At 56.6% G+C, this 18876-nt stretch carries 6 protein-coding genes; all 6 read left to right on the forward strand.

What is annotated here, in order from left to right:
• From EXE51_RS08045 to EXE51_RS08070, 6 genes are read left to right on the forward strand one after another with little or no spacing between them, the layout of a single operon-like run.
• Positions 1-921: a hypothetical protein gene (locus tag EXE51_RS08045; RefSeq protein WP_199234035.1), complete on the forward strand. Its 921-nt coding sequence runs from the start codon at positions 1-3 to the stop codon at positions 919-921.
• Positions 918-4043 (forward strand): hypothetical protein, encoded by a 3126-nt coding sequence (locus EXE51_RS08050; RefSeq protein ID WP_137692393.1) that lies wholly within the window; start codon positions 918-920, stop codon positions 4041-4043. Before EXE51_RS08045 ends, EXE51_RS08050 begins: the two co-directional genes overlap by 4 nt.
• Position 4044: 1 nt before the next feature.
• Positions 4045-4875: a hypothetical protein gene (locus EXE51_RS08055; RefSeq protein WP_137692394.1), complete on the forward strand. Its 831-nt coding sequence runs from the start codon at positions 4045-4047 to the stop codon at positions 4873-4875.
• A 2-nt stretch (positions 4876-4877) separates the two neighbouring features.
• Positions 4878-10397 carry a DEAD/DEAH box helicase gene (locus tag EXE51_RS08060; RefSeq protein ID WP_137692395.1) on the forward strand — a complete coding sequence of 1840 codons (5520 nt, stop codon included), beginning with the start codon at positions 4878-4880 and terminating at the stop codon, positions 10395-10397.
• A 26-nt stretch (positions 10398-10423) separates the two neighbouring features.
• Positions 10424-15874, forward strand: a complete 5451-nt coding sequence (locus tag EXE51_RS08065; protein WP_137692396.1) for a DEAD/DEAH box helicase — start codon at positions 10424-10426, stop codon at positions 15872-15874.
• On the forward strand, positions 15867-17840 hold the full coding sequence (locus EXE51_RS08070) for a phospholipase D-like domain-containing protein (protein ID WP_137692397.1): 1974 nt from the start codon (positions 15867-15869) through the stop codon (positions 17838-17840). Before EXE51_RS08065 ends, EXE51_RS08070 begins: the two co-directional genes overlap by 8 nt.
• Positions 17841-18876 lie beyond the last annotated feature (1036 nt).

The raw sequence follows: 18876 nt of genomic DNA on the forward strand, positions 1-18876 counted from the left end.
ATGACATACACACCAGCTAACTCAAAGCCAGACCAGTTGCTCACCGGGTACATCTCGGTGCGGGCGCCTGAGCTAAAACACATCTACAACGCCATCCAAGGCGCCACCAGCGTCAACGAACTAACGAACAAGTTTGGGCGTCCGACTGCGGAGGGACTGCAAACCGACCATGTGGAGGAAACGGTTCGATTCCTGAATGCGGTCGATCTAGTCGAAAGCCCGTCAGGTGATATCAGGAGCACTGTGGAACGAATCAATCAGGATCGCTTCACGGAGCTACCATTCGAGGCTCGTCTACTGTATCACTGTAGCCAGCAAGAAGGGCGGCAAACGCATTTTGCTGCCGTCTACCGTGCTCTGCTGAGTGAAGAGAGCCGAACGGTGAGTGTAGGCCGGGATGACTTAAAAACCGTCCTAAAGCGTGAAACAGACTACGACTTTAGCTGGACTAAAAAGAAAATCGACATGTGGGTGACGCTGTGTGATCAATTGGGTCTGATAACGGAAACCGATAACGACCTCATCTTGAGTCCCTGCCGTGCTCTGCTCCACGACGCACTCGTACTCGCCCCGACTGAAGCCAACGAAGAGCCAGACTACGACACCGTCGAGGTCGAGAACGGCGATTTCCGCCGCGCGCTCGACTGGATCAATGATAACCTGTTCAGCATATATGAGAAGCGAGCAGGCACCCCTCGCGTACACCCGGCCATCGCGGACGTCCTGCGAAATATGGAGAACGACGACGTAATCTCCCTATCAAGTCCTGGCGACTCACAGAACGCCGTGGAAATTCCACCCGAAGATCTCGATGACGACGTTCGTGGAAATCGACGGGATGCGACACGCATCTCAATCCACTCACGGCCCGACGAAACGGCATACCAGTACCCTCTCACTCAGCACCTTACCCGACAATGAGCCAGAACGTTCAGAAACCCTCAACCGGCGGAGAGATGCCTCGTCACTGGGACGACGATGAGGTCGATCACTTCATCACCTCGGAAGCCCACACGGCGAAGAAGACACCCGAGCAGTTCAGGGAGACCCATGTCGACATCGACCGGATATACGCGGATACGTTAACTCCGTTAGGCATCTCTGGCGACTTCGTCACCCAAGAGGACGTCCTCAACTCTATCACCGCCTCTACTGTCGGAGGGCCTGATAGTGATAATGACCCCGACCCGAACCGCATCTTCATCGTCCGCGGCGAACCCGGATCGGGGAAGAGCCAGTTCTGTGAGTGGACGAAGTACCAGATCAACGGCTACGGAGAGGACGACGAGGGTATCGAGGACTATGTGGCGCTTCACGTGTCCCGCAGTCAGACCCGGATGGACCAGATTATCGAGGTCCTCACCGAACCGCTCGATGTCGATAGGGACGTTCGGAACATTGAGGGTAGTGACCCCTACGAATTAGCCGAGCCAATCGTGGGGCTTCTTCGGGGTTACTGGTCTACCGATCTTCTCACCGACGAGGAATTACGTGAACTCACCGAAGAGCGAAGCGATGGACCCGACCTCCGTGACATCTTCGCGAAGAATATTCAAGAGTACCAAGATGCACTGAACACTCGGGATAAAAACCCAGATTTCAGCCTCCTTACGCGGAAAGATTACCGAGAGATACATCTGTCACTAGACTTCGGTGACAAGCTACGAGAAGAAAAAGAGCTGATTTTCCCGGCATTAAAGAACCAAGCTCACGAGTACCTCTCGAAGAATCTCGTAGGGGACTTCAAGGAGCAACTTCAGGAATACTCAGAACTGTACCAAGAGAAGGGTATCAGACCGGTCCTCATTTGTGAGGACCTCACGACGTTCAGCGTTCTCAAGGAGCAACTCCTGGACCATATCTTCGAGCTAAGTAGCAGTCACTACGACATCGTCCTCGGTTGGACGATTGGGTGGGAGCAGGAAAACATCGACGACGCGATGACTCGCTCAGACGCGGCCACGTACATGAAAGGTCGCTCCGAGGGGTATTTGACGATGACTGATGAGAACGGCGAGGCCTACTTCTTAGATGACGACGCCTCTGTCGAACTCACTCGCTCCTACCTCAACGCGATCAAGCGGCACTCCAGCGCCGACGCAGCACCGGACAATGTTGAGGACGCTTTCGACGGATTGTACCCGTTCAACGAGCGGTTCGTCCATGTGGCCTATCGCCAGCTGAACGACGAGGGGAGTGGCCGCAAGACACCCCGGTTGCTCCTCCTTCGGGTCGTGAAACACTGCTTGAAGTCGACGTTGCCCCCCTACGAGGCGATGAAGTCGAACTCGTTTGTCGATCGGCCAATGCTGGACATCGGCTCCGAGTACCAGCAAGTACATCAGGACATCAGTCGCTGGTATGGAGTCTCTAAGAAGGGCGGTGTTGGTGTCCAAAAGGGCATATTCGAGGCCTTCGACGTTACGCCCCCGGGCAAGAACGTCGAGGAGTCGGGCGAGTATATCATCTTCGAGAAGGGCCAGTGGAGCGGACTCGAGAAGAAAATCAACCCGGACCTGGACGAACGGGAGGTGAAATCTGACGACGATGCGGAAGACGGCGGAGAAGAAGATGGCGACGAAGCGCAGGAAAGTGGCGAAACAGAGGAATCGAAGGAAAGAGATGAAACAGAGGAAGAGCAAGGCTCGGAATCAGATCTCACCGAAGAGCAACGGGAGAAGCGACGGAAGGTACAGGAATTCCAAGACTGGGTAACTAACGGTGAGGAGTATCCGAGTTCCGACACACTTCACGAAGGGGCCGTCGAAGCCCTCGAACGTTGGCACGAGCCAACTCGCCTCGGGAACCCGAATGCATCAACTCGTTATACAGGTGGGATCTACTACACCAGCGGTGACGAAATCCCGGTATCGATTCAGGGGGACCAACAGCGGCAAGCGAGTATCGACATCGAGCTCGAATGGGGGGCCGAGCATGCTAACCTCTACACCTCGATGCTTGAGTACGGACTCTTCGGTACGTTCGACTCCACCGACACCAACTTCGACCAGTTGCGAGCGTGGGCGGACAACAATGTCGCACAGTTCAAACGGGAGATGCGTGAGGAGATTGAAGACGCACTCCCCTCCGAACTTGACATTGAGAAGACGCTGGTGTTAGCACAATTCTTCCTAATTAACGCCGCCGACGGGGTTGAGGAAGATGATCTGTCCACAGAGCTACTGTTTAGAGACTACGATACCGACTGTGACTACGAGAATCCGGTTGGCGAACACTTTGATAAAAACACTGCGTTCGGGCAAGCGTTCAGTGGATTAGCTACCAAGAACTCCGATGTTTCTGACCTAGTTGAGGGCTTCTTCCTCCTGAAGGAAAAGGTCGTAGACTATAACCGTTTATCTGAGGCACGCCGAGAGGTTACATCTAACTTCGAAGACTATGTCGATGCTGCGATGATGATTGATGGTGCTGAGCTACCAGCGGCCTACAAAGTTGGAACTACCCGGAGGCAAGCAGGTACCTCACTTGGAACCTACAAAAAAAGTAACGATGAGAAAATCACCGGCCTGCTCGATAGAATATCAAACTACGCAGCGGAACTCCAGCGTCTCACCACTGAGGAAGACGCGTCACACATACAGGAAACTCTTGAGCCCGTCGAGCGCTGGTATGACAGTAGTCATACAGTGAATGATCTCGCTGGATGGTTCGAGACTCTGCACAAGTGCGCCGGTGCAATGGATGTCCCAATAAAGTCGAGTTACGAAGACGCCTACGAAACGCTCACTGAGTCGCGTGAGAAGGTGAAGCTCACGGACTTCCAGGAAGACGTTGAGCGGTTCCAAAATATGGACGATGTCGACGGTGTAACACTCATCGTACGCCTACATGACTTCGCTCGCAGTCAACACGAACAAGCAGCCTGGGAAATCTACGAGGCCCTCGACTCCCTGATCGACGACCTTCAGGACCAGGAGCATTCGACCGGCGTCGACCTTGAACACAGGGTCAGGCAACTCAGTGAGTTCACCGAGTACGAACAGAAGCGGCAGGAGATCACCGACATCACGGAGAACCTGTAAAATGTCCGGCACTCAGTCACTACCCACGGTCGTCAGGGCGCTCGAAGACAAGGCCAAGGAGCACAAGCAGGCAGAGAACACCCAGTTCCACGTTTCGGTGGCGCGGCACAATATTAGCGAGGTCAACGGGGAACTCGACGAGCTCGTCGAAAGTCTAGAAGACCTACTGTACTACAAGACCGTACTCGAGAAGGCCTTCGACGGTTCTGTTCCAACGATGACCAGCAGTGCCGTACAAGCCGCCGAGAAAGCAGTCAAGACGACACAGGACGATCTGCTAGAGAATGTCCAGAGTGGCGAAGTGGGCGATGACGAAGCTGACCTCGACTCGGACGAGGACCAGAGCGATCTCGAGGTTCAGTTGACCTCCGAGGTCCAAAAGCAAATTCAGCAGATTCAGTCAGCGAAGCAGCAAGTCGATAACGTCAGAGAGACCATCGAAGGCAAGCTTGAGGCCGAGCAGGAGGAGTGGAACGAGAAGATCAACGCTGCCGAGGAACTTCAGAAGATTTTGGGGGGCCAGAATGGCGACTTCTCGCGCACGCTCAACCACATGTATAAGCTCCTAAACCGGAAGCTGATGAAGTCGACCGGCACAGGTTCACCATTCGCGTCCAAGTGGAAAAACGCAGTCAGCAACTGGGAGGAGCACCAGTCACTCCAGAGCTTCGAGGATTTCCAAGAGAAACACAACCTCTCCGACTCGACTGTTGAGGACGTAAAGACGCTTAGCAAGTCTCAGCAACTCACGCTGGCTGATGTATCCCTCGACTCCCTCGAGGAGATGAAGCGCGTCGACGAACTCGAATCGGCGGTCGAACTGAGTCTCTAACCATGAAAGACCCCGTCACCCGTGCGGAACAGATGCAAGAGGCCTACCACGACTACTTTATCGGTCGTGGTGGGCGAGCAGCGCGCAGCGTCGCCAACCGACTCGGCGATGGCGAGGACGACCTCACGGGGATGCGGGGCCCGTACCTCCAAGCGCTCGACATCCAGAACTGGAGCGGCCGTTCATGGGAGACCTTCGCCCGGTCGGCACGCCTTGAGCCGCACATCCGTCGTGCCTTCACGAAGATCGGCTTCGAGCGGCTCTACGACTTCCAGGAGCGCAGCATCGAGGCCATCCTCGACGGCGACGACACCGTCATCACCGCCGCAACGGGGCGGGGAAAGACCGAAGCTTGGCTCATCCCGATCCTCAACCGTATCCTCGAAGACAAGCGGTACGGCGAGGATGGCGACGACACAAGTGTCAAAGCCACGCTCATCTACCCGACGAAGGCGCTCGCACAGGATCAGTTGAAGCGCCTCCTACAATACCTCTACCGGATCAACAAGCAACTGACATCGGAGCAGCAGATAACGGTCGGTATCTACGACGGAGACACACCCCGGAACGTCGGTGAATCAGGGTCCGAGGGATACCTCAACGCGACGTTCCGCCACTTCGAGTGTCCAGGGTACAACGACGAACTCGACAAATGCCAGGACTGCGGTGGTGGTGTCCGAATCCGGAACACCGGTTCCCGGTTTAAGCTCATTCCGGAGAAGGCCCACTGCGAGGACGACGACCCGAACGACGTTCCGCTCGATTTCCTGCGACTGACGAAGAACGACATCCTCGAGAATGGCGTCGACATCCTACTGACCAACCCGGACACGATTAACTACCGACTCATTAACACCAACGCGGAAGACGAACACGAACGCTTCGTCTATGAGCCAGAGTTCCTAGTCTTCGACGAGGTACACACTTACGACGGGATCTTCGGGAGTTACACGTCGACGCTGATGAAACGGATTCAGTCGCTCCGCGAGGATCGGGGCGTCGACGATCTCCAACTCATTGCGAGCAGCGCGACCGTCGAGAACGATGTCGAGTTGTTCCAGAAGGTCAGCGGTGCTGTCGACGTCAATCAGGTCAGTGAGTCACCACGCGATCTCGACGGTACCGTCCCGACGGAAGTACCGGAAGAACTGACGTCGCACAGTCTGTCTGTCGGCCGCATTCTGCGTGCGACGGCCGACCCCGACGACTCGGTTCCGGGGCTCGACGCGTTCGACTACTCCCTAGACGATGCGTCGAGCTACGACCGCGATCGGCGGGAGACACTGGTGAGAAATGCCCTCTTCGACCATCTCACCGAGATCGAGGACGACACGGGCGCGCAGGTCGTGCGCTACGTCCACCAGCTACTGTACGACGAGCCGCTTACGCGCACCCAGTTACACGACGAGTTAGCGGCGACGCTAGACCTCGGCGCCGAAGAAGCGTCGACGCTGGTGTCGAACGTCCGTGTACTCGGGGAGTTCTCCGGGATGCTGGAGAACCGAAGTCACGTGTTCTCCTGGCCAATCGACGGATTCTACGCGTGCCCGTCGTGTGACGCGACGTATCGGTCACCGCAGGACGACTGTCGCAGGTGTGGGTTCGACTTCGTCACTCGGTCGACGTACTGCCGTCACTGTAGTGACGAGCATCTCGTCGCCTGGTACTGCCAGAGTTGTGATCAGCTCGAACCATATACGCCGACGGAACACGGGTCGGTCGACCAGGACGAGACGCACGTCTGTCGCCGGTGCGAGGAAGCACGTGAAGACGTCGTCCAGATGGTGCGCACGACGTTCCAGCCGTCCCTCAGGTGCCTAGACTGTGGGCACCATACCGAGCGAACGACAACACGAGACTGTCCTGAGTGTGGTTCCAAGACGGTCAGGACCGACGACGAGATGTTCACCTGTGTCAACCCGCAGTGTGGGTCGACTCACGAAGTCGAGCGTGCCTGCGACCATTGCGATGGGTCTGATTTCGAACTCGTTACCACTCGGGGACAGTTCGACTGTCCGGACTGTGGGGCATCCTACGAAAGCGCCGAACGGGCTCCGGCCGAGTGTGTCGACTGCGGTACATCACTCACATCGACGAGGTATCTTCCTTGGGTCTGCGATAATTGCGACCAAATCTACTTCGAGGACGACCCCGGACAGTGCGACTGCGGAGAGACCACGCTCGTGAAGCGTGGACTCTTCGAAATTCGCCACGACCAGCACTGCCGATCGTGCGAAACGGGGTTCCTCGGGGAAGAGGGCTGTAACTGTGGTGAGCCGGACGTCCATACTCGAATCGGCCACCACCAGGCCTACAAGACGATCGACACCCACGGCTGGATTCACACAATGAGTTCGCAGCCGTCGGCCGTCCCGTGTCCCCACTCCTACGCGCGATACGAAATCGGCCGTCGGTTCGACGAACTGATGCGGGGTCCGAGCAACCTCGCCGTGACGACCTCGCAGTACATGCTCCGTGCTGTTGCTGACGAGGAGGGTCAGCAGGCTGCGAAACTCCTGTCCTTCGCCGATTCCCACCGCGACATGAAGGAGCTTAGTCGAGACTTCTCGGAACCGGAGGCCGAGACGCTCCTCGACCAACTACTGATCGAGAGCGTATCCACCGACGACGAGACTGCATGGGTACCGTTCGACCAAGTTCTCGAAGATGCAGTCGACATCGTCGACGAGGTCAACGATGCACTCGAGCCCCCGCGGGTCGCGAGGAGCGTCGAGTTCAACCTGAAGTCGCGGCTGAAGGACCAGCCTCGGCAGCGGTGGGACGACGATGACGCACTTCGGGACCGACTGACTCGCCGCGCACTCAGACACACCTACAACCAGCGTTTCGGCGAGCGAGACGGGTCCCTTGCCGAGGAAGGACTATTCGACATCCGATTCGCACCTGAACTTAACGAACTCGATAGCGACGAGCGGGCCATCGTCCGCGAACTTGTCGAGAACGGCAACGATTACCGAGTTAAGAATATCGACGATCCGAGCGCTGGCCGATCCGCCAAGGAAATCATCGATGAACTGGTCGAACGAGCCATTCTCGTCTACGGGCACTCGGAAGACTACGTCTCGTTTGACCCCTCTGCGCTCGTCGTCGCCGTTGCCGGAGATTGGGACGGTATCCGGTTCGACCCCTCCACAGAGCGATACTATACGACGCTCCAGCATCAGTTCGGCTTAGATACCCAGTCGGCTGTCCGGTCGGAGGCATCGCTCTCGGAACGAGCGTCGGTCTCGCACCCACGGTTCACACAGCGAGCCCATCGCGCCGAATACTCGCAGACGCGAATCCTCATCTCCGAAGAGTACCTTGGAGCGACGGACAAACGGAAGCGCCGAGAGTTGGAGTACCTATTCAGGGAGGAGAACTACCCGCATCACCTCTCCTCAGGTCCGACGATGGAACTCGGCGTCGACATCGGTGATCTCGACGCACTCCTGCTGTACGGGACCCCTCCGAACATGAACGCATACCTCCAGCGAGTCGGGCGCGCAGGCCGGAGTTCACACTCTTCCATGGTTCACTCGGTCAGTCAGCGCAACCCGATCGACTACTATTACTACGACCACCCGGACGAGCTCATCGACACCGAACCGACGCCGGTGCCTCTCAACGAACACAACAAGGAGGCCCTTCGTGTCTCGCTCTCGTGGGGCATTTTCGATTACGTCGCAGCCAACTTCACCATTCCATGGGATGTCAGCCGGCACGGCCGAGCACGCTCGGTTGAGGGTGGTGACACCTACCACCGGCGCACCATGCTCGATGCGACTGAACGCGACGACGCCAGCAAGTTGACCCACGTAATGTCGCTCGACGCAGATACGCTGTCACTCGGCCGCGAGGACTCGAAACTCGAGATTCTCAGTGAGGTCGTCGGCGACCACCAACGCGACATTGCTGACTACCTCGAATCACTCCTCGATTACCGCTACTGCGAGGAGTGTGAGCGACGGTACGGCGTTGACGACGAGCGCGAAACGTGCGAACGAAGCGACTGTAACGGCGTAATCCGATACGCTCAGTCCGAGTTCGGCCACCTCATCGACGATGTACTCTCAAACTTCGACGAGCGTTACATCTCTGGGTACCGCGACTACAAGCGATCTCTAGAAGACGAGCGGTCCGACCTGAAGCGACGGAACAACAAACTTCAGCGTGAGATGCGGCGCGCCGGGACCGATAAGCGCCGACGCATCAAGCGAGAGCGCCGGGGCCTGAAGAACCGCATCGAAGTGCTCGACGACTACCTATCTGACCTTGGCAAATCAAGCTACTTCGACTTCCTCCGGGAATCGCGCGAGAGTAAATACGACTACTCGATGCGGAGCGTCGCCACCACGGCGGGTCTGACCCTAGTCGACGAGGGATACAACCGACGGAACGTCGGGGACCAGGAGAACGGCCGCGCAATGCAGATGGCACTGTCCGAGCTCCACCCTGGAGCGGCGTATCTCGACGGTGGCAGTACGTACACGGTGTCTCGAGTTCGACTCGACGACAAAGCAGCGTCAGATCTCCGTGACGTCGTGAGTGGAGCAACCGATGGCGAACACTTAGCCGAAGAACTCGTCTGCCCGGCGTGTCACGCCGTCTACGATCTCGACGCCGACGGATGCGACTGTGAGACCGATGCACCGCTCAAGCGGCGTCGACTCGCGATGCTTGACTCGGTCGACGCCTACCACGATAACCTCCAGCTGACCGAGGACGGCGACGAAGCACGGTACCTTCACGGCGAACCGAACAACCCGGTACAGAACACCTACGCCGAACGCGAGACGTCAATACTCGAGTTTACCCCCGACCGAACGTTCGAACTCCAGACTGCCGACGGGGAGCGGCTCGGGACGCTCGCGTACGGTGACTACTCGGTCCTACTACACACGGAGAGCTACAAGACGAAGTACAAATCCGGCGAGGTAGACCCACAGGAAACGCTTTTCGAAGTCTGTGGTGAGGAGAACTGCCCTGGCGTTATCTACCAGGACGATGACGACCGTCGCCGGTGCAGCGCGGATCCCAACCACTTCCCTGAGGGCCGCGGCGTTGATTCCGATTTCATCCGACTTGGGTATCAGTACGACACCCAGGGAATCCGGGTCGAACTTGAAGAGCGGGACCTGTCACATACGCTCGCTCACGGGGTTCGAGTCGCATTACAGTACCTCGGTGGTGTCAATATCCGTGATCTCGCCGAATACGTCGGGGAAGATCACATCGACGTCTTCGAATCACAAGAAGGGGGTTCCGACATCGCTCGACTCCTATTTGAACAGATCGACGGCGAATTCCGCGCATTTGGTCGTGCGGTTGGCCTCATGAGAGATCAATTCGACTGCGATTGTGAGAATGGGTGTCCGTCCTGCCTGTATCAGTATGGCTGTGACGTCAGGAACGACCCGCGTTCCTTCGACCGTGACCGACTCCAGAACGAACTCGCTCGTGGTGACGTGTCCATTCGATCCATCGAGACCCTCGAAACGAGCGAACCGCTCACCGACTGACCAACATCCCACATAAAATGCCACCGATGAACTTCGACCCAATCGCTCTTGCCAATTCGATGCGAGAATCGTACGCCGAACACTACGCTGGCTCTCAGCCACAACGGGCCGTCAAGAATCTCGTCTCTCGGTACCACGAGGGATCGGGAGAGTCGCTGGAGAGTGACCTCCCGGAGTTCATCCGGACGAAGGGACCCTATCTCCAAGTATTAGACCTACCCCGGATGAGTGACACTCCGTGGGAAACGTTTGCCGACGACCACGGACTCCACGACGACATCGCCGAGACGTTCACGGCGGCCGGCTTCCGGACACTATACGAGTTTCAGGAAGATGCTGTCGAATCAGTTCTCGAAGACCACCACACGCTACTGACCGCGAGTACCGGCCGTGGGAAGACCGAAGGGTGGCTTATCCCCATTCTCCAGTTCATCACCGAGGCGAAAGCTGGGGAACATGAAAACCACCCGCCTGATAGTGTCAAGTGTGTTCTCACGTATCCGACGAAGGCGCTGGCACAAGATCAGCTGAAGCGGTTGATTGACTATCTCTTCACGCTCAATCGGGGTCGCACCTCGGACGACCAGATCACGGTCGGCATCTACGACGGCGATACCAAGCGACGAGATCCGGACGAACTGTCGTACCTCCAGACGACGTTCCAGTATTTCGACTGCCCGTGCGGGGAATGCGACTCGTCCCTGACGGTTCGTCAGCGTGACGATGATTCGTTCGTGGTCGAGCCGTTGGCAGATCATGAGGACGACATCACGTTCGGCTTCATCAAGGTCACCCGGGACGCGATCGTCGAATCTCCGGCCGACATCCTACTAACCAACCCTGACACAATCAACTACCGGTTATTCAATGTCAACGAAGGCGACGAGCAGCGCCGTTTTGTCGCCGAACCGAAATATTTCGTTTTCGACGAGATTCACGAGTATTCCGAGCTTTTCGGTTCGTTCACGTCGGCACTCATGCGGCGGTACATTCGGGAACGCCAAGAGCTCAACGGGTACGATACCGAGGACGAGGACGACCTCACCATCGTCGGTGCGTCCGCAACCGTCGAGAATAAACGGACGGTTTTCCAGCGTATCAACCCCTTCGTCGATCCCGATGTCGAAGTAATCGAGGAAGAGGAACGGACAATTGACGCCCCGTTCCCGACCGACATCCCTGACGACTACCTCTCATCAGAAGTATCGGAAGACGAACTTCGAAGTGGAGAGACGACAGCCGCTGCCCAAGCTCTCGATGCTGCGGGAGTTTCAGGGGACCAAGAGGATGTCGACGACGCACTCTACGAGCTCCTCGTAGAGGAGGACGGCGGTCCCCTAGAGTTTGTCCGTGGTATCTACGCGGCGCTCCGTGAGAAACCGCTTCGGCCTGTTGGCCTTCGTGACCGTCTCGTAGACGAGACTGGTCTCACAGAAAACCAGGCAGAGACAGTGGTGGCGAACTTCATGACGATCGGAGAAGTGGCGGGGATTCTAGAGCGACGGGCACACCTGTTTAGCTGGCCGCTCGACGGTTACTACACGTGTATCAATTGCGGAACGGTGTACGATACACCCCAGTCGTCCTGTACCGAGTGTGATCACCACTTCGTGACGAAACTCTCCCTGTGTAACGAGTGTGGCGAGGAGTCACTCGAATCCTGGTTCTGCCCGAACTGTGAGCGACTCGCACCGCACACTGTCACCTCAGAGGAAGGCCGTTTCGAGTATTTCCAGCGGGAAGAGTGTCAGTGTGAAACCGTCGATGGTGAAACCCCAGAGATGGTACGTGTTCACTGGCGGCCGTACTACGAATGCACTGACTGTGGTGAACGCCAGAAAATCGATCATCAGCACGACTGCCCAGTCTGTGACGCCGCACTGGTCCTCGACCATTCGATGGAGAACCACGTCTGTACCAACCCCGACTGTGATGGGGAACTAACTGTCGAAGAGGCTCAGGAGCCCGAATGCCACTCCTGTCACTCCGCCGCTCTGGAACCGCTCGCAGACGAGGATGTCAAGTATTGTACCGAATGCGGCGAAGTCTATGAAGATCCGGAGGGCCAGGAGTGTACCGCCGAAGACTGCGACGGCGACCTTACACCGAAACGGTTCCTCGGATGGACGTGTGGCGATCCCGGGTGTGACGAGGTGTACTTCGGCCGCACCCCTGCGTCGTGTAGCTGTGGCAAGCGGAAGTTCGTCCGGTCGGCGTTGTTCGATGTCAGTATGGTCGATGAGTGCCAGTCGTGTGGACACGAGTTCCTGCCTGATGGCCCCCACAATTGTAATTGCGATACTCCTAAAATCAGCCGGCGAGCGAGGGGATATGGGAACTTCCGCATAATCGACGACAACGGTCGGTTACGAGAAGCGAGCCAGTTCCCAGGCGGACTCCCGTGCTATCACAAGGACACGAGAGAGACGTACTCGAAGACCCGTCGGTACGAACCGATGCTCCGTGGTCCGGCCAACGCTGCGGTAACCTCCGGTCGCTATCTGCTTCGGTCCCTGGCTGACCGCGACGAGCCCGATACCTTCTCAGAGTCGAAGGTGCTCTCGTTCGCGGACAGCCAGTCCGACATGAAGGAACTGGAGCGGAACTTCCGCGAGCCCGAAGAATCGTTCTTCTTCGACCAGTTGTTCGCCGATAGCATCAGGTCTGAGGCCGACGAATCGGGCTGGGTACCACTCTCCGACATCGTTGAGTGCGGAGTGAGTGACGCACAGCAGTACGAAGAAGAGTTGAAGGGAGAAAATGGGAACGCACCGAAGATGTACGAATCTCTGACTGGGTACGACCAGTCCGTCAGTGAGTACCTGAAAGAGGAGATGATCTCTCGTGCGTTCAACGGTAAGTACAGCAACCGTTACCGTAGTAACCGGCTGAGTGGAGAAGGCCTCGTCGACCTTCGGCTGACTGTCGACATAGAGGACCTTGACGAAGGCGAGCGCGAACTACTTGTCGAAGCGGTCAACCAGAACCATCGCTACGAACCCAGCCTCCTCGACGAAGTTGAGGAGGGACATGACACTCTTGCCTCACTCGTCGACAAAGGGATTCTACGCCGCGTCGAGGACGATGGGAGTCGGTACGTGATGGTCGCCGAGGACATGGTTGAGTGTGCGGTCGTCGACGACGCGACGCCCACCAACTTTAGCCCTGATGAGGAAGAGTACGCGACGACTCTCGACGTTTCTCTCGGGGAAGCTCCCGATGATGTCGTCGAATTCTCAGCGACCATCGAGGAGCGTGCCGAATTCTCGCATCCACACTACTCGCTGACGGCACAGCAGGTCTCGACGTCCGATCCGATGATGCTCCTCGCGCGGGCGTACTACGGCGAGACCGACCGTGATGAGCGACGAAAACTCGAGTACCAGTTCCGTCAGGGACGGTATCCACATTTTCTCTCGTCGGGCCCAGCAATGGAACTCGGCGTCGACATCGGCGACCTCAATACGCTTCTCCTCTACGGGACGCCACCGAACGCCAACTCGTACCTACAGCGAATCGGCCGTGCGGGACGCTCTTCAGGTAATTCGCTGATTCACTCGGTTAGCCAGCGCAACCCCATCGATTACTACTACCACGAGCACCCCGAGGAACTCATCGCTGCGGATCCACAGCAGGTTCCGCTTAATGAAGTGAACAGAGAGGTCCTCCACCAGTCGCTCACCTGGGCTGTTCTTGACTGGGCTGCGACGACCCGCTGGGTGCCGTGGCGTCGCGAACAGAGCGGGCTCGAAGACCTCGTCGTCTGCCAAGATGATCCGACTCCGCGGACAGACTCTCGGCCAAACGACGTGATTCGGTTCACGGGACTCCTGTCATCGACGAACTTTGAGGTCCAGAGCTTCGACGACGACGCGCCACTCGAGGCTCTTCGATCACTACTCAACGAGAACCGAAGCGAAATCGAACAGTGGCTGCGAGACCTCCTCTCGTTCGGAGTCTGTTCCTCATGTGGCCGGAAACACGCGGCAGGCTACGGCGGAGTATGTCAACGGGAGGGGTGTAAGGGTGTGGTCGAATCAGTTCTGGATGAACACGGCGACCTTATCGAATCGATCCTCTCGGGGAACGGTGAAGAGCCGAGTTTTGAAGAGACCATCATCGACATCTATCACGACCAGCAGGACGCTATCTACGATGACATTGACGACCTCGAAGACGAACTGGACGACTTGAGACGGAAAGAGCGTAAAACCCGAGACCGCGACGAGAAACGACGACTCCGGGAACAGCGAGATCAGGTCGACCGTCAGCTCGACCAATTGTATGACTACCTCGACCGACTCGAAGACATGGACTATGGTAGTTACCTGAGTCAGGAAAGTCCCGCCGCTTTCGGCCTGCGGTCAGTCGGGGACTCCGTCGATTACCAACTGTTCGGTGAAGACTTCGAGCGTGTTAGCGATGGGTCGCGCGACCGGCGCATCGCGCTCTCCGAACTCCACCCTTGCGCTGCATATCTCCACGACAGCGAGACGTATGTAGTGACTCAGTTGTCCTGGGAGCCACTGGAGTCAGCACAGATTAGCGATGATCTTGAGGACGCGGCAATCTGCCCGACATGCGCCGCCGAGTACGACAGCGACACAGCTAACTGTGAGTCATGTGGCACGCGACTGAAGCCGCTGGTTACGCAAGTTCCCGAGCGAGTGACTGCGTATCAGCACGACCTCCCCCTCAGCTCAACACCAAGCACAAAGCAACTTCGCCCATCGGCGGTCTATCAGAACGATAGCGAACCACAGAACACCTACGCTCCTGTTGAAACTGATGCCGGTGATTCGTTTGAACCGACGTTCGCGCGAAATATCGTCGACGAGAACGGGACCGTTCACGGCCAGTTCGAGTACGGTGATGTCACCCTCCTCGCATCGACGAACAAATACTGGGCGACCTACAAAGACGGCGGTTCAGACCCGCTTCCCAACGTGTTCGAGATGTGTGGTGTCGATGGGTGTAACGGCGTGATTGCGAGGGTAGGGGACTCGGCGTACTGTACGAAAAACGTTGAGCACCCCGCTGAGGAGAGCGTCGCTGTACGGCCCGCAACGAAGTTCGCAACCAAGGCGGCTCGTGTCCGGTTCGACAGTGAAGAACTGGAACATGGCTTCGCTCACGGACTCCGAGTCGCGCTACAGTATATCGGCGGTGTCAGTGTGAGACAGGTCCCGGAATCTGTCGAGGATGAAGGGACACTCGTGTACGACTCTGACGAAGGTGGGGCCGGAATCACCGTCTTGTTGACCCAGGACGATGGCGAGAAGTTCGAGAGAGCCGTCCGACTCATGCGCGAGGCATTCTCACCGGCCGAGTCGAAGTGCAACTGTGAGAACGGCTGCCCGTTCTGTATCTTCCAATACGGGTGTGTGGAGCAGAACGATCCCGACTCATTTGACAAGGAAGAACTCCTCGAACTGCTGTCGCACGACTTACACCTCGAGCCACGAAAGAATGAATGACATAATCGACATCGCCACCGACCTTCGAACACAGTCACCAGAGCGTATCTGGGGGCTATCAGCTGGGAGTGTCTACTCTGCCCTCTCTGCAAAAGCAGTTAGTGAGCCACTAGAAGAGCGACTAACTCCCCACGTCCGCGCAGAAACACTCCGAACAAACGACGAACGAGACCTGAGTGATGTCGTTGAGATACACGAGTGGGGTCTCGAAGAGCTCGGTCTCACTGACGGCGGGAGGCTCACACTGCTCGGCTCCGTAGTCGCTGTATCGGACAATCCCAGACCACTCATTCGAGCGACGGCAGTGGCGAGGATTCAGTCTGCCGAAACGGTGTTACGTTCGTGCAGCGAGATCGAAGAAAACGTTCCTCGGCGTGAATTCGACAGTCTGCTTGCTGACGAGTGGGACGAGGTGGTCCTCGGTCCCCTCCTCGGTTCACTCGGGTTCGCTACGATCCATCCGGACAGCGTCGAATTCTCCCTTGAACGCATCAAGACCGCACTACATGTACAGCAGAGAACGTCTCGAGAGGTAGCGATCTCAGAAGCCTACTTCCGTATTCTCCCCAACCTCACAAGTCTCACGGATGAATCGTGTATCCAGGATTTGGTCAAGCAGATAACTGGTGAGAGTCCGAGCGGCGAACTATCTGGAACAGTAGTCGCGGCGACACTCACGAATTCGACGACGACTTTCGTCGACGAAGACGAGATTAGCGACGCGATTCTCGAACAGCGCCAAGAGCACCAAACAGAGTTCGACACCCTTCGGTCGCTCCTCACACCAGCGGCTAAATCAGCCACGTCGCACGTCGAAACGGATCATCCAATCGAAATCGACGACGTGTCCGATATCGCTCAACTGGATGATGAGACCCGCTCACTGCTACTCGACATTGTCGCTACTGTTTCCACCCATCCCGACCTCACAAAGTTCGCCGTTGGGTTTCTTACCAGCCAAGGCGCGAGTATAACGCCATACGCGATTTACCAGGCACTTTCATCAGTTCAGGGAGTTAAGTGCGAAGTCTCCGATGCCGTTGTCGAGTTCGAATCAGTTCCCCAGGAAGTGTCCGGTGACGACTTGCGAGAGGAATACACCACCTATCTCGTCGAGGAATGTTCGGCAGTTAAACACAGAATAGAAACCCTATCGGACGCCTCAGTTACGAGTACCCCGACACCGGTCGCGGCCGAGATGGTAGTAGCTGAAGAGTGTGAGTCACTCAGAAGTGGCGATGTCACGCCGGTCTACTTCACATATACACTACCTGCCCCGGACGCTCTCGGTGAGAAGAAGATGGGTGACTATGTCGGAGATTCACGGGGACTCGGTCGAGAACGAGCACGCCTTCGTCGCTGGCACGACGAGCGGTCGTCAGGTTTGCGGTCCTACACAGCGATGACGGACCGCCTGTTCAGCCATGGACTGGAGCACGACATCGAGGACAAGGTTCTTCGGATTATGACACCGTTCGACGACGATACATTCAACGAATATGTCGCCCAGATTCGGCGTCTTCTCGACCACGGATTCAGACTGCGACTGCTTACACGGCACACAAAAGAGCCATGGGAGTGGCGTCGACTTCAGCGAAACTTACTGAGCGAAATCAAAGAACACCGAGATCGAGTCACCGTCCGCACGTACTCCCGGTTCAAAGAACACCAGCGTGTGACCCCTGATATGGACTTCCGAGACCTCGGTGAGTTCGGGATTCACGGAAAACTCCAGACCGTCGGTGAACCCGAAGAAGGTGCTGCGCTCCTTGGTTCAGCGAATTTTATGGAGAACAGCTACGACTGGAACCCGGAATGTGGGGTCTATACCGAGCGAACGCAGTTCGTCGACGCCGCAATCGAGTTCTTCGACATAGTATGGGACATCTCTTCGGCAGATGAACTGTCAGTCGATCGATTACAGGAGATTCCGGATCACCCGCTGATTCCAACCTACTACAGTTGATTAGTATACGGCGAGTTATTCAGCCACCTCAATCGCTAGGTCACTAGGGGTGAACAGGATGGATATGAATCGATCTATGAGTTGATGAGCCACATGGTCTCAAAATTGGTGCCGATGAACCGTTGCTCAACAGCCGCTATTCAACAGAGCAGTAATTTCTTAACAGAAATCACTCGGTCTAGAACTTATCATGGACAGATTGTAGGGACTCCGCTCTTCGGCGTCGCAAGCAATTTCGAACATCGGACAAAAAATCCCCCTCCGTCGAGTGTCTGATTCTGTCAGCTCTGAGAGAGACAATTCCTGATCCGGGCCCGACTGAGCCTTGACTCCAGCCCCGCATTCCGGACATTCAGTCACATCTCAATCTGAAGACATAGATTAGACCTCAATTACTCGTCCAGAGACACTTACGCTACTCGTCCGAGTAATCGAACTCTCGGCTATCGTCATTATACTCCTAGATGGTTGAATCACTGGGGGAAAATATATTCTAGTTGCCATATTATTGTTTGAAGTGGCGAGAACCCCGTCAGTTAGATATTTAGAAACAATCCAACCGGATTGGGATGATCTTCCGCTGGCTTGCGAGTTGCTTGAGCTACAGCATCGTGGTCCGAGCGAGAATTTGAGAACCTTAGCTCTTAACAGAGGTGTTGTAGGGTCCAGAAAAGTTCAGCACGTGACTCGACTCCTACACCTACTCGAACTATTGGAAGACGGTGAGCTGACTGACCGAGGTCGATGGCTGGCCGAAGCGTATGAACCCGCTATGCAGCAGAGTCGACCAAGAGCAGGGTTAGGTATTGGGGTGAAGGATTCACTCTCACGTCGTGAGCAGGCTCTCTTCTGGATGGTTATTTATCACGAACACCGTCTGCCCATGTTGGCGGTTCTCCACCAACTTTCTGTCGAGACCGTCCCCAAAACACAAGACTCACCGGTAGCACAAAGACTCGCAGAGCGAATCGATCATCTCTATCCCGATGTCGATAGTGAGAGTTCCTGGGTGCCGCGTGCAAAAGTCCACTACAAG

Origin of the sequence: Halorubrum sp. CGM5_25_10-8B (genome assembly GCF_005435095.1) — an archaeon.
Taxonomy (GTDB): Archaea; Halobacteriota; Halobacteria; order Halobacteriales; family Haloferacaceae; genus Halorubrum; species Halorubrum ezzemoulense.